At 67.0% G+C, this 19,707-nt stretch carries 19 protein-coding genes; 9 read left to right on the top strand and 10 right to left on the bottom strand.

Translation table 11 applies throughout. The features are described 5' to 3' along the window. Positions 1-52: 52 nt before the first annotated feature. The 3 genes from HMPREF3114_RS08275 to HMPREF3114_RS08265 are packed head-to-tail and all read right to left on the bottom strand — an operon-like array spanning position 53 to position 3,065. Entirely contained in the window at positions 53-1,165 is a 1,113-nt protein-coding gene (locus HMPREF3114_RS08275; RefSeq protein WP_070489539.1) for an ABC transporter permease, read from the bottom strand. Then, entirely contained in the window at positions 1,162-2,085 is a 924-nt protein-coding gene (locus HMPREF3114_RS08270; RefSeq protein ID WP_005415939.1) for an ABC transporter ATP-binding protein, read from the bottom strand. The genes HMPREF3114_RS08275 and HMPREF3114_RS08270 overlap by 4 nt, the downstream gene beginning before the upstream one ends. 20 nt (positions 2,086-2,105) lie before the next feature. Beyond that, on the bottom strand, positions 2,106-3,065 hold the full coding sequence (locus HMPREF3114_RS08265; protein WP_053498639.1) for an HlyD family secretion protein: 960 nt from the start codon (positions 3,063-3,065) through the stop codon (positions 2,106-2,108). A 440-nt stretch (positions 3,066-3,505) separates the two neighbouring features. Here HMPREF3114_RS08265 and HMPREF3114_RS08260 point away from each other — a divergent pair, with 440 nt between their 5' ends. The 8 genes from HMPREF3114_RS08260 (at position 3,506) to HMPREF3114_RS08225 (ending at position 10,142) form a co-directional block, all read left to right on the top strand. Beyond that, entirely contained in the window at positions 3,506-4,492 is a 987-nt protein-coding gene (locus tag HMPREF3114_RS08260; RefSeq protein ID WP_005415936.1) for a PhoH family protein, read from the top strand. After that, complete coding sequence (gene ybeY, locus HMPREF3114_RS08255) at positions 4,489-4,974, top strand: rRNA maturation RNase YbeY (protein ID WP_053498641.1); 486 nt, start codon at positions 4,489-4,491, stop codon at positions 4,972-4,974. The genes HMPREF3114_RS08260 and ybeY overlap by 4 nt, the downstream gene beginning before the upstream one ends. Before the next feature lie 48 nt (positions 4,975-5,022). Beyond that, on the top strand, positions 5,023-5,631 hold the full coding sequence (locus tag HMPREF3114_RS08250) for a hypothetical protein (protein ID WP_053498643.1): 609 nt from the start codon (positions 5,023-5,025) through the stop codon (positions 5,629-5,631). Positions 5,632-5,706: 75 nt separating this feature from the next. Continuing rightward, the gene (locus tag HMPREF3114_RS08245) at positions 5,707-6,315 is read left to right on the top strand and encodes a hypothetical protein (protein ID WP_053498646.1); all 609 of its coding nucleotides are present in this window, start codon (positions 5,707-5,709) and stop codon (positions 6,313-6,315) included. Then, positions 6,315-6,920, top strand: coding sequence for a hypothetical protein (locus HMPREF3114_RS08240; RefSeq protein WP_080375087.1), 606 nt, complete (start codon positions 6,315-6,317; stop codon positions 6,918-6,920). Before HMPREF3114_RS08245 ends, HMPREF3114_RS08240 begins: the two co-directional genes overlap by 1 nt. 64 nt (positions 6,921-6,984) lie before the next feature. Continuing rightward, positions 6,985-7,866, top strand: a complete 882-nt coding sequence (locus HMPREF3114_RS08235) for an HlyC/CorC family transporter (protein WP_005408827.1) — start codon at positions 6,985-6,987, stop codon at positions 7,864-7,866. Beyond that, positions 7,863-9,113, top strand: coding sequence for a lipoprotein N-acyltransferase Lnb domain-containing protein (locus tag HMPREF3114_RS08230; protein WP_053498650.1), 1,251 nt, complete (start codon positions 7,863-7,865; stop codon positions 9,111-9,113). The genes HMPREF3114_RS08235 and HMPREF3114_RS08230 overlap by 4 nt, the downstream gene beginning before the upstream one ends. A 6-nt stretch (positions 9,114-9,119) precedes the next feature. Next, positions 9,120-10,142, top strand: coding sequence for a magnesium and cobalt transport protein CorA (locus HMPREF3114_RS08225; protein ID WP_053498651.1), 1,023 nt, complete (start codon positions 9,120-9,122; stop codon positions 10,140-10,142). A 112-nt stretch (positions 10,143-10,254) separates the two neighbouring features. Here HMPREF3114_RS08225 and HMPREF3114_RS08220 read toward each other — a convergent pair whose 3' ends face one another. The 4 genes from HMPREF3114_RS08220 to potA all read right to left on the bottom strand — a co-directional run bounded on the left by HMPREF3114_RS08220 (position 10,255) and on the right by potA (position 14,607). After that, positions 10,255-11,619: an NAD-dependent succinate-semialdehyde dehydrogenase gene (locus HMPREF3114_RS08220; protein ID WP_053498653.1), complete on the bottom strand. Its 1,365-nt coding sequence runs from the start codon at positions 11,617-11,619 to the stop codon at positions 10,255-10,257. A gap of 83 nt (positions 11,620-11,702) precedes the next feature. Continuing rightward, a complete protein-coding gene (locus HMPREF3114_RS08215; RefSeq protein ID WP_005415928.1) occupies positions 11,703-12,545 on the bottom strand; it encodes an ABC transporter permease subunit in 843 nt (280 codons plus the stop codon). Then, the gene (locus tag HMPREF3114_RS08210; protein ID WP_053498656.1) at positions 12,542-13,474 is read right to left on the bottom strand and encodes an ABC transporter permease subunit; all 933 of its coding nucleotides are present in this window, start codon (positions 13,472-13,474) and stop codon (positions 12,542-12,544) included. The genes HMPREF3114_RS08215 and HMPREF3114_RS08210 overlap by 4 nt, the downstream gene beginning before the upstream one ends. Then, positions 13,471-14,607 (bottom strand): ABC transporter ATP-binding protein, encoded by a 1,137-nt coding sequence (potA, locus tag HMPREF3114_RS08205; protein WP_005415926.1) that lies wholly within the window; start codon positions 14,605-14,607, stop codon positions 13,471-13,473. Before potA ends, HMPREF3114_RS08210 begins: the two co-directional genes overlap by 4 nt. A 291-nt stretch (positions 14,608-14,898) precedes the next feature. Here potA and HMPREF3114_RS08200 point away from each other — a divergent pair, with 291 nt between their 5' ends. Continuing rightward, the gene (locus HMPREF3114_RS08200) at positions 14,899-16,326 is read left to right on the top strand and encodes a flavin-containing monooxygenase (RefSeq protein ID WP_053498658.1); all 1,428 of its coding nucleotides are present in this window, start codon (positions 14,899-14,901) and stop codon (positions 16,324-16,326) included. Here the strand turns inward: HMPREF3114_RS08200 and HMPREF3114_RS08195 are convergent. The 3 genes from HMPREF3114_RS08195 to HMPREF3114_RS08185 all read right to left on the bottom strand — a co-directional run bounded on the left by HMPREF3114_RS08195 (position 16,323) and on the right by HMPREF3114_RS08185 (position 19,679). Beyond that, on the bottom strand, positions 16,323-17,432 hold the full coding sequence (locus HMPREF3114_RS08195) for a polyamine ABC transporter substrate-binding protein (protein ID WP_005415924.1): 1,110 nt from the start codon (positions 17,430-17,432) through the stop codon (positions 16,323-16,325). The genes HMPREF3114_RS08200 and HMPREF3114_RS08195 overlap by 4 nt on opposite strands. A gap of 91 nt (positions 17,433-17,523) precedes the next feature. After that, positions 17,524-18,921 carry a glutamine synthetase family protein gene (locus tag HMPREF3114_RS08190; RefSeq protein WP_005415923.1) on the bottom strand — a complete coding sequence of 466 codons (1,398 nt, stop codon included), beginning with the start codon at positions 18,919-18,921 and terminating at the stop codon, positions 17,524-17,526. Beyond that, positions 18,918-19,679 (bottom strand): gamma-glutamyl-gamma-aminobutyrate hydrolase family protein, encoded by a 762-nt coding sequence (locus tag HMPREF3114_RS08185; protein WP_053498660.1) that lies wholly within the window; start codon positions 19,677-19,679, stop codon positions 18,918-18,920. Before HMPREF3114_RS08185 ends, HMPREF3114_RS08190 begins: the two co-directional genes overlap by 4 nt. Between the last annotated feature and the right edge of the window lie 28 nt (positions 19,680-19,707).

Here is a 19,707-nt window from a genome sequence, read left to right as displayed (position 1 = left end):
GACCCACGGTCGGCACCCACCGGGGTAGATGCCGACCGTTGGTCGGCATTCACTAATCCAACCGCTTGCGGAAACGCAGGATCGCCAGGGTCATCATCACCACGATGAAGGCCAGCAGCGCCAGTGCGTCGTGCCACAGCTCCCACAGCGAGGCGCCGCGCAGCATGATGCCGCGCACCAGGCGCAGGAAGTGGGTCAGCGGCAGCACTTCGGCCAGCCACTGCACCGGCCGCGGCATGCCGGCGAACGGGAACATGAAGCCCGACAGCAGGATCGACGGCAGGAACAGGAACAGGGTCATCTGCATCGCCTGGAACTGCGAACGCGCGCGCGTGGAGATCAGCAGGCCCAGCGCCAGGTTGGCCAGCACCAGCAGCACCGCGGCCAGGTAGATGTCGAGCAGGCTGCCGCGAATCGGCACCTGGAACAGCCAGGTGCCCAGCACCAGCACCAGCGTGGTCTGCAGCAGACCGATCGCTGCATAGGGCAGCACCTTGCCGACCATCAGTTCGCTGCGCGATACCGGCGTGGCGATCAGCAGTTCCATGTTGCCGCGCTCGCGCTCGCGCACCACCGCCACCGCCGTGAACATCACCAGGGTCATGGTCAGGATCACCCCGATCAGGCCGGGCACGATGTTCACCGCCGAGCGCCGTTGCGGGTTGTAGAAACTGGTCACGCTGACCTGGCCACCGGCAATGCTGCCTTCGCGCAGCGGCCGCGTATTGCTGGTCGGGCGCGCATCCAGTGGCACCTGCGCCAGCTGGATCGCCGCACTCTGCACCACGGTGTCGCTGCCATCGACCAGCACCTGTACCGCTTCGCGTCCATCGAAGCGGCGACGCTCGAAGTCCGCCGGCACCACGATGCCGACGCTGATCTCGCCGCGGCGCAGCGCCTGCATCAGCTGGTCCGGCGTGTAGGCCTCGCTGCGTGGCGTGATCACGCCGGTGGCGACCATGTCCTGCACCAGCACGCGTGAGGCGGCGCTGTTGGCCTGGTCGGCGATACCCGTATCGAGGTGGCGCAGGTTGAGGTTGATCGCATACCCGAACAGCAGCAGCTGCATCACCGGAATGCCGACGATCATCGCCAGCGTGATGCGGTCGCGGCGCAGCTGCCGCAGCTCCTTGAGCATGATCGCCCACAGCCTGCGCAGGTTCATGCCGCTGGCTCCCTGCCACGGCCACGGGTGGCGGCCACGAACACGTCCTCCAGGTTCGGCGCCACGATTTCGATATGCGCTTGCGGGTCGGCGCTGGCCAGCGCGCGCCGCAGCACTGCGACATCCGCTGCGCCCTCATTGCACAGCACGCGCAGATGGGTGCCGATCTGCGCCACGCTCAGCACGCCGGGCAGCTCGGCCAGCACGCGGCTGGCCTGGCGTGGCTGCGATGAGGTGACCTGCAGCGTGCGTCCTTGCAGCCGTGAACAGAGCTCGGCCGGCGTGCCGTCGGCCACCAGTGCGCCGCGATCAAGGATCGCCAGGCGATGGCAGCGCTCGGCTTCGTCCATGTAATGGGTCGACACCAGCACCGTGGTTCCCGCGTCGGCCAGTTCGAACAGGGCCTCCCAGAAGTCGCGGCGCGATTCCGGGTCGACCGCGCTGGTCGGCTCATCCAGGAACAGCAGTTCGGGCGAATGCACCACGGCGCCGGCCAGGGCCAGGCGCTGCTTCTGTCCACCACTGAGCGTGCCGGCCAGCTGCGGCTGCCGGTCCTGCAACCGGTACTGCTGCAGCAGCGCATCGACCCGTTGCCGGGCCTGGTTGCGCGGCAGGTCCTGGATGGCGGCGAGGAATTCCAGGTTCTCGCGTACCGACAGGTCTTCGTACAGCGAGAAGCGCTGGGTCATGTAGCCGATGCGCCGGCGCAGTGCTTCGGCCTGCTCGGGAACCGCCAGGCCCAGCACCTCGATCTGCCCCGCACTGGGTTCCAGCAGGCCGCACAGCATGCGGATGGTGGTCGACTTGCCTGACCCGTTCGGGCCCAGGAAGCCGTACACCTGCCCGCGCGGGACGGTCAGGTCGACCTTGTCCACGGCCAGCAGTTCACCGAAGCGGCGAGTCAGGCCCTGCGCATGCACCGCGATGTCCGCACCGGTGTTCAGAAGCGCACCTGCACCGGCAGTCCGGCCGGAAGCTTCTGCATGTCGCTGGCTGCATCCACTTCGATCTCGGCGAGGTAGCTCAGGCGCTCGACGTCATCGCCGGTCAGTGCGTAGTACGGGGTGAAAGAAGGCTCGCTGCGGATCGCGCGCACATGGCCCTTCAGTACGGTGGTGCCCCCTCCCTCCAGCTGTATCTGTGCCGGCTGACCGACCTTGACCTGCAGGCGCAGCGGCTGCGGCAGGTAGACGCGCGCATAGGGGCGCTCGCCGACCAGCATCACCGCCAGCGGCGCCCCGATCGGTGCCTGGTCACCCTGCCGGTAGGGCAAGGCATCGATCACGCCATCGCGCGGTGCGCGCAGCTGCAGCTTCTGCAGGTTGACGCCCTGCACCACCTGCTGCGCCTGTGCGGCGTCGGCGGCCGCCTGGCCCTGAGCGATGTCCTGCGCGCGACTGCCGTGCACCCGTTCCAGCCAGGCCTGCTCGGCGGCACGCACGCTGGCCGCGGCATTGCCGGCGGCTGCCCGTGCACGGTCCAGCTCGGCGGCGGCGATCAGGCGCTGGCGTGCCAATGGTTGCACCCGACGATAGTAGGCAGTGGCTTCAGCAGACTGCGCGCGCAACGCGGCCAGTTGTGCCTGGGCCTGTGCGATCTGTTCCTGCCGCGGGCCGAGCTTCAGCTCTTCCAGCTGGGCCTGCGCGCGCGCCGTGTCGGCCTGCGCCGCCGCGAACTGCGCGTCGCCGCGGGCGGGGTCGAGCTGCATCAGCACGGCCCCGGCCTTGACCCGCTGGCCCTCGCGCACCTCCACCGTGGCGATCACCTCGGCCGCCGGCGCCGGCACCGTGATCCGGTCCCACTCCAGTGTGCCCAGCGCCGTTGGCGTTGACTGCCCACAGCCCGCCAGCAGGCCGATGCCCGCCAGCCCGAGTCCACGCATCCCGTTGCCGATGCCCATGCCATCCCCTCCTGCGACGGCGACACGGTGCCACCTGCCCCGTGCACCCTCAATGATTCCGATCAGCCCTGACGGTTTTTTAGCCACGTACGGGCGAGCCTTTTGCTGCAAGGTTCCTCGCCACCTATCCACAGCTTGATTCAGCATCATTCCACAGCCGGTGTGGAGAACCGGACGGGGGCGGCCGTACTGGCTGCCTGGCAGCGGAAGATGCGCTGCCGTCACAGGAGCGGCCGACCGTGACGGTTTTTTCACCACCACCTCATACGCCTTGTGGCACAAGCACTGCGAAGGCCTATCCACAGCTTTTCGCGCCCCCCGTCCACACCGGGTGTGGAAAACCGCGTATCGGCCCGCCGCTGGCCGCATGCCCGGTACGCGCGTAACCTTGTCACCCCGAGTCCATCGTGGTGGACGGCGACCCCGCCCCACCCCAAGCAATGAAAAGCATCGATCATCGAGACTTCACCCTGTCGCCGGAAGACAACGAGCGACTGGCCAACCTGTGCGGCCCCTTCGACGGGCACCTGCGCCAGATCGAGCTGAAGCTCGGCGTGGAGATCGCCAATCGTGGCTTCGTGTTCCGCATCAGCGGGCCCAACGAAGCCATCGTCGAGGCGCAGAAGCTGGTTGAAGCGCTGTACGCCGAAGCCGGCGAAACCACCTTCGACAACCACGCCATCCACCTGCGCCTGGCGCAGGCCAACGTCGAGCAGATCGCCGAACGCTCCTACGAAGCGCAGGACGTGGCAATCAAGGTCAAGCGTGGCACGGTACGTGGCCGCGGCGCCAACCAGGGCCGCTACCTGCACCAGATCGCCACGCATGACATCAACTTCGGCATCGGCCCGGCCGGAACCGGCAAGACCTTCCTGGCCGTGGCCAGCGCGGTCGAAGCACTGAACGAGTCACGGGTGCAGCGCCTGATCCTGGTGCGCCCGGCGGTGGAAGCCGGCGAGAAGCTGGGCTTCCTGCCCGGCGACCTGAGCCAGAAGGTCGACCCGTACCTGCGACCGCTGTACGACGCCCTGTACGAGATGATGGGCGTGGAGAAGGTGGTCAAGCTGCTGGAGAAGAACGTCATCGAGATCGCGCCGCTGGCCTACATGCGCGGCCGCACGCTCAACGATGCGTTCGTGATCCTGGACGAGGCGCAGAACACCACCATCGAACAGATGAAGATGTTCCTGACCCGCCTGGGCTACGGCTCCACGGCGGTGGTCACCGGTGACCTGACCCAGACCGACCTGCCCAAGCACGTGAAGTCCGGCCTGCGCGACGCGATCGATGTGCTGCGCGAGGTCGAGGGCGTCAGCTTCACCTTCTTCGAATCCCGCGACGTGGTCCGCCATCCGCTGGTGGCGCGCATCGTCAGCGCCTACGACCGCCGCGACCTGCATCAGATCCAGCCTGGAGCAACGCCATGACCCGTGGTCCCGTGCGACTGGACGTCGCCGTCAGTTATGCCCTGCCGCGTACCGGGCTGCCGGCGGCAGTGAGCTTCCGCAAGTGGGTGGCCGCTGCGTTGAAGGGCCGCATCCGTGAGGCCGACCTGGCCATCCGCGTGGTCGATGCCAAGGAGGGGCAGTCGCTGAACCGCCATTACCGTGGCAAGGACTACGCCACCAACGTGCTCAGCTTCCCGGCCGACGTGCCCGAAGGCCTGCCCAAGGGCGTCAAGTTTCCATTGCTCGGCGACCTGGTGATCTGCGCACCGGTGGTGGCCCGCGAAGCCGACGAACAGGGCAAGGCGCTCAACGCCCATTACGCGCACCTGACCGTGCACGGCGTGCTGCACCTGCTTGGCTGGGACCACGAGGACGACAAGGAAGCCGAGGCGATGGAGCAGCTCGAGCGCGACATCCTGGCCGAGCTGGGCATTGACGACCCGTACGCGGGCGAGCGCTGACACCGGGCTCTGTTCGGAACCCACGCACTCACGGAAGAGGAGCACAGCATGACCCTGCCCGCCCTTGTGCTTGCCGCACTGCTGCAGTCCGGGGCAGGCCTGATGCCCGATCCTGACCGTCCCTCACCGTTCCCCACCAGCGACAGCGAGGCCGACATCGCCGCAAAGATCGCCGAACTACGGGCGTTCTTCGGCATCAGCGAGCGCCACACCCGCAACATCGTCGCCACTGCCCAGCAACGGGCGCTGATCGAGCGTCTGGAAGCGCGGCACGCGGCACGTCTGGCCGGCATATGGGTGGACAATGCGAGGGGCTGGAATGTTGTAGTGCGACTGACAGGTGCCGCACCCGAGGCCGATGAGACACATCCAGGGGCGGATGGCCCGCAACGTGTGCACTACATCACCGGTGCCGCGATGACCGAAGCGGAGATGAGGCGCCGCCTGCACGCTCAGCGGGACGGGCTGCTCGCCCAGCTGCCCGACCTGTTCGGCTATAGCCTTGATGTCAAGACCGGGGAGCTGGAGGTGGAGCTGCGGGATACCCCAGCCAACCGCGCGACGGCGGCGGCCGTGCGTGACCACCTTCAGGTGCATCTGGGCTACCCGGTCCGGCTGCGCTGGTACCCAGCGGCCACGCGCTGGAATCCGCCCTGACTGCGCCCGGGCTGGACGGCCAGCCCATGCGCTGCACTTTTGTTCAACACCGGACAGGACGCGGAAGGAAAAGGGATGGAGCAGGGAAACAGCTTCACGACGTTTACGATGAGCGCGGGCCTGTTCGCCAGCCTGCTGGTGCTGGGCGCCTACGCCGTGCGCCGCATCAGCGCCCGCGACCCCAGCGGCAGGCACTGGCTGCTGCGCAGCCTGGCCCTGCTCTCGCCCGTGTGCCTGCTGGCCGGACTGGCGATCGGCATGAGCGGCCCCCGCCTCACGACCAAGGTGGAACCTGCCCACCTACCCGGGCTGTGGGAAACATCGATGGTACTGATACTGGTCGGTGCCTTGACCCTGCCAATGCTGTGGCGAACGCTGCTGCAGCAGCGGCTTGGCAGGCCGGTCAACGCGCTTCCGTTCTTCCATGCCAGCCGCACCTCGTTGCTGGTGCTGTTCGTGCTGGCCGTGATCTACATGAAAGTGGCCAGGACGGCCGCATCGGAACTGATGCCCTGGCTTACCAGCCCAGGCCTGTGGCCAGCTGTGGCGCGCATTGCGGGTCAATCGATGCACATCGCCATGCTTGCGGTCGTGCTGTCCCTTTCACTGATGGTCGTGCGGCGGGCGATGACCGGTTTCCTGCGCCTTCTCACCGGACTGTTCAGGCGCTCACCGGGGCTATGATGGCGGCCCTTCGCCTGCGGAAACCAACCGTGTCACTGCGCTGCTGCCTGCCCCTGCTCTGTGCCCTCGCCGCTCCCTCCTTCGCCACCAGCCTGGACCTGCCGGCGCTGATCGAATGCCGCCAGGGCGTAGCCGATCACGCTGCGCTGGCGCCGCTGCTGGCTGATCCGCTGAAGGCCGTCGCCCACGGCCTGCAGCCGCTGCCCCAGGGCAACCAGTTCATGAGCGAGTACCGACTGGCCCAGCCGATCAGCGTGTTCGGCGACCGCACCGAACGGGTCGCCGTGGCCGGCTCCAGCATCATGGCGATCCTCGACCAGGCTGACCCGCGGCCGTTGGCCAAACGCCTTGCGCTGGAGACCGGCTACGACCAGGACGGCAAGTTCATGGCCGGCCGCGAGCTGGTCAGCCGCGACGTGACCGACCCGAAGAGCGGCGAGGCCCAGATCGAGTCGATCATCCTCAGCGTCTCCACCGTGGCCTCCCATCCGGGCAAGACCCTGGCCGGCTGTACCTACAGCCTGGACCTGCCTGAAGAAGAAGCCCCTGCCCGGCCTGAACTGGCCCCGCCGCCGATCACCGGACCGGGCAGCGACGGTCACTGACAGGCCGCCACATCCTGCTAGACTTGGGCCAACGCCCGGCCTGCCGGGTGCCTTTTTTCCAGAGATGTCAGAAGACGACAGTAGTAGCTCCCCTGCGGAGCACAGTGAAAAGAAGCGCGGTTGGCTTGAACGCCTGACCTCGGCCTTCTCCGGCGAACCCCACACCCGCGACGAGCTGGTCGCTGTCCTGCACACCGCGCAGGAAGAGGGTCTGATCGCCGCCGATACCCTGAAGATGATGGAAGGCGCCATTTCGGTGGCCGAGCTGACCGTGGGCGACGTGATGATCTCGCGCTCGCAGATGGTCTCGCTGCCGGTCGAAGCGCCCTTCCTGGAACTGATGAAGCAGGTGGTCGAATCGGGCCATTCGCGCTTCCCGGTGCACGGCGAGAACAAGGACGACATCCTTGGCATCCTGCTGGCCAAGGACCTGCTGCGCGGCGTGGTCGCCGACAACGGCCCGGCCAACGTGCGCGAGCTGCTGCGCCCGGCGGTGCTGATCCCGGAGGCGAAGAAGCTGAACGTGCTTCTGAAGGAGTTCCGCCTGTCGCGCAACCACATGGCCATCGTGGTCGACGAGTACGGCGGTGTTGCCGGTCTGGTCACCATCGAGGACGTGCTGGAGCAGATCGTCGGCGAGATCGACGACGAGCACGACGAGGCCGAGGATCCGTCCGCGCAGATCGCCATCCAGTCCGACGGCCAGTACGTGGTCGACGCGCTGACCCCGATCGGCGACTTCAACGAGCGCTTCGGCGCGACGTTCTCCGACGAGGACTACGACACCATCGGTGGCCTGGTCACCGAGGCCGTGGGCCACCTTCCGGAAGTCGGCGATGAGCTGGCACTGGACCGCTTCATGTTCCGCGTGGCCCGCGCCGATGCGCGCCGGGTTCAGGCCTTCCACGTGACCGTGCTGCCGCCGGACGCGCAGGACGACGCTTGAAACGCCGCGGCCTGATCCTCATGGTGTGGCTGGCACTGTGGGTGCTGGCCATGGCCCTGCCGCTGGCGGCCTTCGCGCAGCCGGCGGCAGCCGTGCCCGCACCGGCCACCGCCAACGCGGAGGCCCCGGCCCCGCGCATCGGCGTGGTGACCATGCAGCCGGGCACGGTTTTCTTCGAACGCTTCGGCCATGACGCCATCGTCGTGGTCGATCCGGCCAGTGGCGAAGCGACCTCATACAACTTCGGCTACTTCGATCCGTCCGAGGACGACTTCATCAGCCGCTTCGTGCGCGGCGACATGATGTATTACCTGGTGGCGCTGCCGCTGCAGCAGGACCTGTCGTACTACGACGAGACCGGCCGCGGTGCCAGCGTGCAGTGGCTGGACCTGCGCCCCGGACAGGCGCGTTCCCTGGCCGCTGACCTGGCCGAGCGGGCCAAGCCGGAAAACGCGCGCTACCACTACGACTACTACACCGCCAACTGCGCCACGATGGTACGCGACACGGTGGACAAGGCACTGGGCGGTGGCCTGCAGTCGCAGTTGTCGGGGCGTTCGCGCGGCAACACCTACCGCAGCGAGTCGGTGCGCCTGGCCTCGCCCGCCCCGTGGATGTGGCTGGGCTTCGATGTCGGCCTGGGGCCGTTCGCCGACCAGCCGCTGTCGCGCTGGCAGGAAGCGTTCGTGCCGATGCGCCTGGCCGATGCGCTGCGCCAGGCACGCAACAGTGATGGCCGGCCGCTGGTGCAGTCCGAACAGGAACTGCTGCCGCACCGCATTGATCCGGAGCCGAAGGAGTTCGCGCGTCGTTGGTGGCCGTGGCTGCTGCTTGGTCTGGTCGTGGCCGGCGGCGTGCTGGCGCTGCGCAACCGCCCGCGCCTGCTGGCTGGGCTGGCCCTGCCGTTCTGGCTGTTGTGCGCCGTCGCCGGCAGCCTGCTGGTGTTCCTGTGGGGCTTCAGCACCCACTACGCCGCCTGGGCCAACCGGAACCTGCTGCTGCTTTCGCCGCTGGCCGTATTGCTGCTGCCGGGTGCGATAAGCCTGCTGCGTCGGCGCGTGCCGGGGCGCATGTTCAGGATCGTGCTGTGGCTGCTGGCGGTGCAGGCGGTGGCCGCGCTGGTGCTGCACTGGCTGAGCCTGCAGGCGCAGTACAACGTGCAGTGGATCGTGCTGCTGCTGCCGGTGCATGTGGCGCTGGCGTGGGTACTGGGGCGCCATCCTCACTTGTCCGAAACACGGCACTGACGCACGATGGCGGGCATGTCATTGCCCGCCTCCGCTTCCGCCCCTGCCTCGGCCAACCCCGCCTGCGTCATCAACTGCGTCCACTACGATGACGAGGGCATACGCCACGATATCAGCCTGGACGCCATCAGCGATGTCATCGCCAGTGGCAATGGCTTCGTGTGGGTCGGCCTGTACGATCCCAACGACGATGTGCTGCTGAAACTGCAGGAAGAATTCTGCCTGCACGACCTGGCCATCGAGGATGCGCGCAACGCGCACCAGCGGCCCAAGGTCGAGACCTACGGCAACTCGCTGTTCGTGGTGGTCACCACCGCGCAGATGGTCGACGAGCGCATCCAGTATGGCGAAACCCATGCCTTCCTCGGCCCGCGCTTCCTGGTGACGGTGCGCCACGGCGCCTCGCTGTCCTACGCGCCGGTACGTGCTCGGGTCGAGCGTGAGCCGCAGCTGCTGAAGATGGGCCCGTCGTACTGCCTGTACGCGGTGACCGACTTCGTGGTCGACAATTACCTGCCGATCGTGCACCGCTTCCGCGACACCCTGGACCTGCTGGAAAAGGACATCTTCGCCGAGAACTACAAGCGCAGCACCGTGGTGCGCCTGTACGAGCTCAAGCGCGAACTGAACAAGATGCGGATGGCGGTGGCGCCGCTGCAGGATGTGCTGGCCCAGCTGCGCCGTTACCAGGGCGAGCTGGTTCCGGACGAAGTGAAGCTGTACATCCGTGACGTGCACGACCACGCGGTACGCATCAGCGATGTGATCGACACCCTGCGCGAGATGCTGGGCACCGCGCTCAGCGTGAACCTGTCGCTGGTGACGCTGGCGCAGGGCGAGACGGTCAAGCGCCTCGGTGCGTGGGCCGCGCTGCTGGCGGCACCGACGCTGATCACCAGCTGGTACGGGATGAACTTCAGCCACATGCCGGAGCTGAGCCAACCGTGGGCCTACCCACTGATGATCGTTGGTGTGGGCGGCGTCTGCGTGGGCCTGTACCGGTTGTTCAAGCGTTCGGGCTGGCTGTAGAGCGTATCGACCCGCGGTCGATACCCACGAAACCGGGGACATATCGACCAACGGTCGATACCCACCAGACTGGTAGGCCACGACCGTTGGTCGTGGCGCATTGCATGATCCATCAAGCCACGTAAACGGTCTTGATGTTCATGAACTCATGGATGCCGTGGTCGGCCAGTTCCCGGCCAAAGCCAGACTGCTTGCTGCCGCCGAACGGCAGCCGCGCATCGCTTTTGACGATGGCATTGACGAAGGCCGCACCGCATTCCATGCGTTGCGCGAAGGCTTCGCCGCGTACCGGATCGCGCGTCCACACACTGCCGCCCAGGCCGAAGCGAGTGTCGTTGGCCACGCGCAGTGCCTCGCTCTCATCAGCGACCCGGATCACCGCAGCCACCGGACCGAACAGTTCCTCGTCGTAGGCCGGCATGCCCGGGCCGACCTGGTCGAGCACCGTGGCCGGATAGCCGGCATGGGTGCCGGCAATCGGCTCGCCGCCTATCAGCACCCGCGCACCCTTGGCCACGCTGGCCTGTACCTGCTTGTGCAGTTCATCGCGCAGATCGGCACGGGCCATCGGCGCCAGCGTGGTGCCCCGCTCATCGGGGTCGCCGTACTGGCGCTCGGCCGCAGCTTCAACGAAGCGACGGGTGAATTCATCGGCTACCGCCTCGACCACGATGAACCGCTTGGCCGCGATGCAGGTCTGCCCGCTGTTGTCGAAGCGCGACTTCACCGCTGCCGCAACCGTCTTGTCGAGGTCGGCATCGTCGAGCACCACGAAGGCATCGCTGCCACCCAGCTCCATCACCGACTTCTTCAATTGGCTGCCGGCGTTGGAGGCGATCGAGCGCCCTGCCCGCTCGCTGCCGGTCAGCGTCACCGCCTTCACCCGTGCGTCGCGCAGCACGTCGGCGGCCTGGTCGTTGTCGATGTGCAGCACGTCGAACACGCCGTCCGGCAGGCCGCCATCACGGCACACCGCCAGGATCAGGTCGGCACACTGCGGCACGTTGCTGGCGTGCTTGAGCAGGGCCACGTTGCCGGCCATGAACGCCGGTGCGAGGAAGCGGAACACCTGCCAGATCGGGAAATTCCACGGCATCACCGCGAATACACAGCCGATCGGCTCGTAGCGCACGTAGCTGCGCTGGGCTTCGGTGTCGATCAACTGCGGCTTGAGGTAGTCGGCCGCGTGGTCGGCGTAGTACTCGCAGGCGGCAGCGCACTTGTCGACCTCGGCCAGCGCTTCGGCCTTGAGCTTGCCCATCTCGTGGGTCATCGCCTGCTGCAGGTCGTCGCGGCGCGTGCGCAGCTGCGCCGCGATCTGGCGCAGGATCACGCTGCGTTCCTGCAGCGAACGCTCGGCCCAGCCAGGGAACGCATCGGCGGCGGCCTGCAGGCGCTGCTCGATGTCGGCAGCGCCCATCAGTTCATGGCGGTAGGTCACCTGGCCGGTGGCCGGGTCGACGATCTCGACGGTCATGGGGGATCTCCATCTGGAAGACCCCCATTGTGCGCCGCCGGCCGTGAGCCGGGTGTTGCCGGCACAGTGGACGGATCGTGTACTCAGCCGTTGTCCTGCCGCGCCAGCTGCAGGTCGCGCTGGCGCCGCTTCTCGGCGCGGGCATTGATGTACCAGCCGATCACCGCGGCGATCGATACCGCCGACACCAGCAGCGTGGCCAGTGCATTGATCTTCGGGCTGATGCCCATGCGCACCGACGCGAACACCTTCATCGGCAGCGTGGTCGAGCCCGGCGTGGCGACGAAGCTGGCCACCACCACGTCATCCAGCGACAGGGTGAACGCCAGCAGCCAGCCCGCCACCAGCGCCGGCGCGATGATCGGCAGGGTGATGCGGGTGAACACGGTCAGCCGGCTGGCCCCGAGGTCCATCGCGGCTTCTTCCAGCGACAGGTCCATTTCCTGCAGGCGCGAAGACACCACCACGGTGACGAAGCACAGGGTGAAGGTGACGTGCGCGATCCAGATGGTGGCCAGGCCGCGCGCCGGGAAGCCCGGAATCGCGCCCATCGAGGCCAGCAGTGCCATCAGCGAGAAGCCCAGGATCACATCCGGCATCACCAGCGGCGCGGTGACCAGCGCACCGAACAGCGGCTTGCCACGGAAGCGCTTGAAGCGGGTCATCACCATCGCCGCCAGCGTGCCCAGCACGGTGGCGGTACAGGCGGTCCAGAACGCCACCACCAGGCTGGTCCACATCGCATCCATCAGCGCGCGGTCGGCGAACAGGTCGCTGTAGGCGCGGGTGGAGAACCCGGCCCAGACCATCGCCAGCCGCGAGCTGTTGAACGAGTAGAACATCAACAACAGGATCGGCAGGTACAGGAAGGCGAAGCCGAGCAGCAGCACGCCCAGCCCCAGGCCCTTGGCGGTACGCGGGCTCATGCCTGCTTCCCTTCCAGCAGGCGCTGCTGGGAACGGTTGAACAGCAGGATCGGCACCAGCAGCAACAGGATCATCGCCACCGCCATCGCCGAAGCGCCCGGCCAGTTGCGATTGTTGAAGAACTCGTTCCACAACTGGCGGCCGACCATCAGCGTCTCCGAACCACCGAGCATTTCCGGGATCACGAATTCACCCACGGCCGGGATCATCACCAGCATGCAGCCGGCAATGATGCCGGCCTTCGACAGCGGCAACGTGATGCGGAGGAAGGCCTGCCATGGCTTGGCACCCAGGTCGTAGGCCGCTTCCAGCAGGCGGTGGTCATGCTTGACCAGGTTGGCGTACAGCGGCAGCACCATGAACGGCAGGTAGCAGTAGACGATGCCGATGTAGGCGGCGGTCGGCGTATCGATCAGCTGCAGTTTCGGCAGCCCCATCGACGTCATCAGCGTCTGCAGGCCAGTGAACTGCAGGAACTGGTCAAGCAGGCCATTGCGGTCCAGGATTGCCTTCCACGCATACACGCGGATCAGGAACGAGGTCCACGACGGCAGCACCACCAGCATCATCGCCACGTTGCGTGCGGCCGGCGACAGGCGCGCGATGGCATAGGCCATCGGATAGCCGATCAGCAGGGTGAAGAAGGTGGAGATCGCCGCGATCTTGATCGAGCTCAGGAACGCCTGCGCATAGATCGAATCGCGGAACAGCGCCAGGTAATTCTCCAGGTTCAGCTTCAGCGAGAACCCGCCGTCCACGTACTGCAGCAGCCAGGTATACGGCGGCGAGCCGACCCGGCTGAGCGAGAAACTGATCATCAGCACGATCAGGAACGGCACTGCGAAGAACAGCAGCAGCCACAGGTACGGAATGCCGATCACCGTGGCACGCAGCCCCGGCAGCCAGCGCTTCAGGCCGGCGACGCTCATGAGGTGAGCACCACGCCGTCGTTGTCGCGCCAGTGCACCCACACCTCGTCGCCCCAGGTGAAGCCATCACTGGCCCAGCGCTGCGAGTTGGCGAAGTTGGCCAGCACCTTGGCGCCGCTGGGCAGGCGCACGTGATAGACCGAGTGGCTGCCGAAGTAGGCGATGTCCTCGATCACGCCCTGCGCCTTGTTGGTGTGCCCTTCCGGCTCGTCCTTGCCGATCATCACCTTCTCCGGGCGCAGCGCGAACGCGACCGGCTGCCCTTCATAGCAGGTGATGCCATGGGCAATGTAGATCGGCGCCGGGAACAGCGGCGAGCGCACGGTCACGTACTCGGGCAGGTCCTCGTCGATCACCCCGTCAAACAGGTTGACCGAACCGATGAACTCGGCGACGAAGCGGTTGGCCGGCTGCTCGTAGACCTCGTCCGGCTTGCCGACCTGCTGGATCCAGCCGGCATCCATCACCGCGATGCGGGTGGCCATGGTCATCGCTTCTTCCTGGTCGTGGGTGACCATCACGCAGGTCACGCCCGACGATTCGATGATGCTGACCAGTTCCAGCTGCATCTGCGAGCGCAGCTTCTTGTCCAGCGCGCCCATCGGCTCGTCCAGCAGCAGCAGCTTCGGCCCCTTGGCCAGCGACCGCGCCAGCGCCACGCGCTGCTGCTGGCCACCGGACAGCTGGTGCGGCTTGCGCTTGCCCAGGTGGCCCATCTGCACCAGGTCGAGCATCTCGCCGACGCGCTTGCTGATCGCGTCCTTGCCCAGGCCATCCTGCTTCAGGCCGAAGGCGATGTTCTGCTCGACCGTCATGTGCGGGAACAGGGCATAGGACTGGAACATCATGTTGACCGGCCGCTGGTACGGCGGCAGCGCGTCCAGGCGCTGGCCATCGACGGTGATGCTGCCCTTGGTGGGCGTCTCGAAGCCGCCCAGGCAGCGCAGCAGGGTCGATTTACCACTGCCGGAGCCACCGAGCAGGGCAAAGATCTCGCCCTTGCGCACGTCCAGGTTGACGTCGTCGACGGCGACGAATCCGTCGAATTCCTTGCGCAGATCACGAATGGAGAGATAGCCGGGCGCACCGGTCGTGTCGACGACGGCGGCTACCGGCTGGGCTTCAACGGGCATGGGGGCTCCGGGAGCGGGCGGTGGACAGCGGCGGCCATTCTAACGGCCGGGGGCCGAAGGGGATATGACGGCAGTGGGTGGAAGCGGCCGCTGGCGCGCCCAGGCCTCCCGAGGTGTGTCGGTTTTCCCCCGCCATGGTGGCCTCTGCGCCGGAAGGCCCGAGCTCTCCTCGACGCCCGGACGGCCGTCCCGGCCAGACACCACGGGCGGCGGCCCGATCTGCAACATTTTTCAGAGCGGGATCCATTGAAAGCCCGGGACATTCCCCGCGCAATGCCCCGGATCTAGGCCTTGCATGGACCGACCCTGGTGATTTCCCCGGACAGCCCCTCCCCTTTCCCGCCCCGCCTGCCAGGCTGCCTGCCTGCACGGCTGCCGCTGGTCATCATCGGCGCCGGCCAGGCCGGGTTGTCGCTCAGCGCGCTCCTGCAGGAGGCCGGCGTCGAGCATCGCGTGCTGGAGGCCGAAACCGTGGGTGCCAGCTGGCGGCGACGCTGGGATTCGTTCCAGACCAACACCGCCAACGCGACCATGGCCCTGCATGGCCATGCCTATGCCGGGGATGACCCGGAAGGGTTCATGGGGGCCCCGGAAGTGATCCGACGGCTGCGCGACTATGCCGACGAGCGCGCGTTGCCGATCAGCGAGGGGTGCGTGGTCCATCGGGTCGGGCCGGAGTCCGGTGGCTATGCCATCGACAGCAGCCGGGGGCTGATCCATGCCCAGGCGGTGGTGGTTGCCACCGGTGAATACCGCCGGGCGCGGTTGCCCCGGGCCCCGTTCGCGCCCGCACCAGGCCTCACCGTGCTGCACTCCAGCGACTACCGCGGTCCCGGCCAGCTACCCGAGGGCGCGGTGCTGGTCATCGGCGGCGGCCAGTCCGGCGCGCAGATCGCCCAGGACCTGCGCGACAGCGGTCGCAGCGTGTACTGGTCACTGGCCCAGCGTCACTCGCACACCCGCCGGCTGCGCGGCAAGGACTCGATGACCTGGTGGGACATGGCCGGGCGCATCCACCAGCATGTGAGTGAAGCGGCCGCCGTACTGGCCGGAGAACCGGATGCGCTGCGCAGGGCCCGCACTGCGGAGTTTCCGCTGATCTCGGGCAAGGGAAGCAGCGGCCGGGGCAGCTCGATCAGCCTGCTGGCGATGCACCGCGCAGGTATCAGGTTGCTGGGCCGGTTGCAGGAATTCAGTGGAAACACCGCCCGCTTTGCCGATGTCCGCCCGCAGCTCCGCACCGCGATCAAGGCCACTCGGGCCGAGTATGCCTATCTCGATTCGCTGGCCAGCGCGTACTACGCCACGCGGCCCGAACCGCGCACCGACGATGCCCGCTACATTCCCGAAGAGGTCTACTTGCACTGGGAGCCGGACCCGTCCCCGTGCGAGCTGGATCTGCCGTCCGCAGACATCCGCTCGGTGGTGCTGGCCACCGGTTTCGTCGCCGAGTGGCCCTGGCTCGATGTACAGGGCGCGCTGGATGCCCACGGCTATCCGCTGGGCGAGTTTGGCGTTTCCCCGCAACCGGGCTTGTTCTTCATCGGCATGCACAACCTGCAGCGGATGAGTTCGTCGTTCCTGTGCAACGGCGGCCGCGATGCACGCGACCTGCTGCCGGCCATCCTGAGGCACCTTGGCGAGGGCGGCGGTACCGATTCCGGCACGGTGAAGCAAGGCGGCCGCCGGGCAACGCCCGGCGGCGCCAGACCCGCTTAACGGCCGGTCTTCACCTCGGTCCACAGCCGGGTGTAGAGCTTGTCGGTCTCCGGCGTGTTGATCGAGTAGGTGAACATCTTCTCGGCCACGTCAGCCGGCGGATAGATCGTCGGGTCGGTGCGGATCGCCTCGTCCACCAGCGGTGTCGCGGCCGGGATCGGGTTGGCGTAGTGGATGAAGTTGGTGTTGGCCGCGGCGACCTTCGGTTCCAGCAGATAGTTGATGAACCTGTAAGCCGCTTCCGGGTGCTTGGCGTCCTTCGGGATCGCCAGCATGTCAAACCACTGCGGCGCACCTTCCTTCGGGATCGAATAAGCCACGTGCACGCCATTGCTGGCTTCCTCGGCGCGGTCGCGGGCCTGGATGATGTCACCCGACCAGCCGACCACCAGGCAGGTGCCGCCATTGGCCAGCGAACCGACGTACTGCGAGGAGTGGAAATTCTGCACGTACGGGCGGATCGACTTCAGCAGGTCGGCCGCCTTCTGCAGTTCGGCCGGGTCGCCGCTGTGCGGATCCAGGCCCAGGTAATGCAGCGCGATCGGGATCATGTCGGCCGGCGTGTCCAGGATGGTCACGCCGCAGTCCTTCATCTTGCTGATGTTCTCCGGCTTGAACACCAGGTCCCAGCTGTTGGCGATATCGGTGCTGCCGCCGAAGCGCTGCTTCAGCATGTCCACGTTGTAGCCGATGCCGGTGGTGCCGATCATGTACGGCACGCCGTACTGGTTGCCCGGATCCTGGGTGGCGATGCGCTTCATCACCGCCGGATCGAGGTTGGCCAGGTTCGGGATCTTGCTCTTGTCCAGCGGCAGGAACACGCCGGCCTGGATCTGGCGGCCGAAGAAGTTCAGGGTCGGCACCACCACGTCGTAGCCGCTGTTGCCGGCCAGCAGCTTGGTCTCGACCATCTCATCGCTGTCGAACACATCGTAGGTCACCTTGATGCCGCTCTCCTTCTCGAAGGTCGGAATGGTGTCCTCGGCGATGTAATCGCTGTAGTTGTAGACGTTCAGGACCTGGCTGTCCTGCGCGCCGCCGTTGCCACCGCCACAGGCGGCAAGCATGGCGGAGGCCAGGCCGAGCGTGAGGATACGCAGCTTCATCGGGTGCTCCAGAATGCGGGAAGGGGGGCCGGCGGGGCCGGCGACGGGTGCCAGCCTACCCCCCGGCGGCGGATTTTTCTATTCCAGATGCTCAGACGTTCAGCAGCAGGAACTCGCGCTCCCACGAGCTGATGACGCGGAAAAAGGTCTCGTATTCCTTGCGCTTGACCGAGATGTAGGCGCGGCAGAAACGCTCGCCCAGCAGGGCCTGGAGCTCGCTGCACTGCTCCAGCCCGTCCAGCGCCTCGCCCAGCGAGCGCGGCAGGTTGTAGCCCAGTTCCTTCGCGCTGCCGGTCACCGGCGCGTCCGGCGCCAGCCGCTCGCGGATGCCGAGCAGGCCGCAGGCCAGGGTCGCGGCCATCGCCAGGTAGGGGTTGGCGTCGGAACCAGCGAACCGGCTCTCCACGCGCATGTTTTCCGGTGTATCCAGCGGCACGCGCAGGCCGCAGGTACGGTTGTCGAAACCCCAGTGCACGTTGCTCGGCGAGACCTCGCCGAACACCAGGCGCCGGTAGGAATTCACGTTCGGCGCGAAGAACGCCATCGCCTGCGGCGCGTACTTCTGCAGACCGCCCAGGTAGTGGCCGAACACCGGGCTGAACTCACCCTCAGCATCGGTCTCGCCAGCGAACACATTGCTGCCATCGCTCACCCGCACCAGGCTCTGGTGGATGTGCATGGCACTACCGGGCTCGTTCTCCATGGGCTTGGCCAGGAACGTGGCGTACACCCCGTGGCGCATCGCCGCCTCGCGCATGGTGCGCTTGAACAGGAACACCTGGTCGGCCAGGTCCATCGCATCGGCATGGGTGAAGTTCACCTCCAGCTGTGCTGCGCCGGATTCGTGGATCAGCGTGTCCACGTCCAGCTTCATCGCATCGGCGTAGTCGTACATCAGGTCGAGGATCGGGTCGAACTCGTTGACCGCGTCGATCGAGTACGACTGCCGCGCGGTCTCCGGGCGCCCCGAGCGACCGGCCGGTGGCAGCAGCGGGAAGTCCGGGTCGGTGTTCTTCTGCACCAGGAAGAACTCCAGCTCCGGCGCCACCACCGGGCGCAGGCCCAGTTCCGCATAAGCCGCCAGTACGCGGCGCAGCACGTTGCGCGGCGCAAGCTCGTGCGGTTCGCCGCTCTTGGTGTAGCAATCGTGGATGACCTGCGCGGTGGCATCGGCTGCCCACGGCACCATGCGCACCGTATCCGGATCGGGCCGCAGCATCATGTCCGAGTCCGACGGCGAGGTCAGGTCGTAGTAATCGTCAGGGAACTCGCCGGTGACGGTGGTGGCGAAGATGCCTTCCGGCAGGCGCGTGCCGTAGTCGTGCGAGAACTTGTCGGCAGGAATGATCTTGCCGCGGGCGTTGCCGGTGATGTCCGGCACCAGGCATTCCACCTCGGTGATGCGCCGCTCCTTCAGCCAGCGCAGCAGGCTGCTTTCCTGCGGTGCGGGAGGCGTGGCCGTCTTGCGCGGGCGCGTTCGGGAACTCATCGGGAATCCAGTCGGTTCTGTTGGTGCTGCCGGCAAGCTTGGCCGAACGCACGGAAAATAGCGTGATAGAACGGCGTCTGCGTGACACGCCACTCCGGATGCCACTGTACGCCGAGCACAAATCCATGGTGCAGGCTGCGCGCTGCCTCGACCAGTCCGTCATCGGCCATGGCCTCGGCCTGCAGGCCCTGCGCGAGGCGGGCGATGCCCTGTCCGTGCACCGAATTGACCTGCGCGCGGCCACTGCCGTGCCACTGCGCCAGCCAGCCATCGGTGGCCAGGGTCACCGCATGGGCCGGCCCATACTGCACTTCCACCAGCGCCTGCGGGTCTTCGCGATGGTCGGCCAGGCCGGGCACCGCATGCACCTGCGGATGCAGGCTGCCACCCAGCGCGACGTTCAATTCCTGGAAACCGCGACAGATCGCCAGCACCGGCAGGTCCAGCGCCAGCGCTTCGTGCAGCAACGCAAAGGCATTGGCATCCCGGGCCGGATCATGCGGATTGCCTGGCCAACTGCGGCCACCCTCGTAGTGCTGCGGTTCGATATTGCTGACCGCGCCGGTCAACAGCAGGCCATCGAGCCCAAGCAGCCAGTCGCTGGCCGGCAACGGTGGCTGCAGGCTCGGCAACACTACCGGGGTCACCTCGGCCGCCTCGGCCAGCGCGCGCACGTACTTCTCGCCGGCCACCGCGAAACGGTGGTGGCCGAGCACGGTGCTGTCGGTGGGCAGGCCCACCCAGGGCAGGCGGCGCATGGGGACACTCCTTGGCGTGCCGACACGT

The organism is Stenotrophomonas sp. HMSC10F07, from assembly GCF_001807895.1.
Taxonomy (GTDB): Bacteria; Pseudomonadota; Gammaproteobacteria; order Xanthomonadales; family Xanthomonadaceae; genus Stenotrophomonas; species Stenotrophomonas sepilia.
This window is presented reverse-complemented; position numbering and strand designations above follow the sequence as displayed.

Bases quoted from the DNA above. Each gene is read 5' to 3' on its own strand.
- HMPREF3114_RS08245 (WP_053498646.1), top strand. From the start codon at position 5,707: ATGGAGCAGGGAAACAGCTTCACGACGTTTACGATGAGCGCGGGCCTG.
- HMPREF3114_RS08185 (WP_053498660.1), bottom strand. From the start codon at position 19,679: ATGCGCCGCCTGCCCTGGGTGGGCCTGCCCACCGACAGCACCGTGCTC.
- HMPREF3114_RS08215 (WP_005415928.1), bottom strand. From the start codon at position 12,545: ATGAGCCCGCGTACCGCCAAGGGCCTGGGGCTGGGCGTGCTGCTGCTC.
- ybeY (WP_053498641.1), top strand. From the start codon at position 4,489: ATGACCCGTGGTCCCGTGCGACTGGACGTCGCCGTCAGTTATGCCCTG.
- HMPREF3114_RS08260 (WP_005415936.1), top strand. From the start codon at position 3,506: ATGAAAAGCATCGATCATCGAGACTTCACCCTGTCGCCGGAAGACAAC.
- potA (WP_005415926.1), bottom strand. From the start codon at position 14,607: ATGCCCGTTGAAGCCCAGCCGGTAGCCGCCGTCGTCGACACGACCGGT.
- HMPREF3114_RS08275 (WP_070489539.1), bottom strand. From the start codon at position 1,165: ATGAACCTGCGCAGGCTGTGGGCGATCATGCTCAAGGAGCTGCGGCAG.
- HMPREF3114_RS08190 (WP_005415923.1), bottom strand. From the start codon at position 18,921: ATGAGTTCCCGAACGCGCCCGCGCAAGACGGCCACGCCTCCCGCACCG.
- HMPREF3114_RS08225 (WP_053498651.1), top strand. From the start codon at position 9,120: ATGGCGGGCATGTCATTGCCCGCCTCCGCTTCCGCCCCTGCCTCGGCC.
- HMPREF3114_RS08235 (WP_005408827.1), top strand. From the start codon at position 6,985: ATGTCAGAAGACGACAGTAGTAGCTCCCCTGCGGAGCACAGTGAAAAG.
- HMPREF3114_RS08240 (WP_080375087.1), top strand. From the start codon at position 6,315: ATGGCGGCCCTTCGCCTGCGGAAACCAACCGTGTCACTGCGCTGCTGC.
- HMPREF3114_RS08250 (WP_053498643.1), top strand. From the start codon at position 5,023: ATGACCCTGCCCGCCCTTGTGCTTGCCGCACTGCTGCAGTCCGGGGCA.
- HMPREF3114_RS08195 (WP_005415924.1), bottom strand. From the start codon at position 17,432: ATGAAGCTGCGTATCCTCACGCTCGGCCTGGCCTCCGCCATGCTTGCC.
- HMPREF3114_RS08265 (WP_053498639.1), bottom strand. From the start codon at position 3,065: ATGGGCATCGGCAACGGGATGCGTGGACTCGGGCTGGCGGGCATCGGC.
- HMPREF3114_RS08210 (WP_053498656.1), bottom strand. From the start codon at position 13,474: ATGAGCGTCGCCGGCCTGAAGCGCTGGCTGCCGGGGCTGCGTGCCACG.
- HMPREF3114_RS08220 (WP_053498653.1), bottom strand. From the start codon at position 11,619: ATGACCGTCGAGATCGTCGACCCGGCCACCGGCCAGGTGACCTACCGC.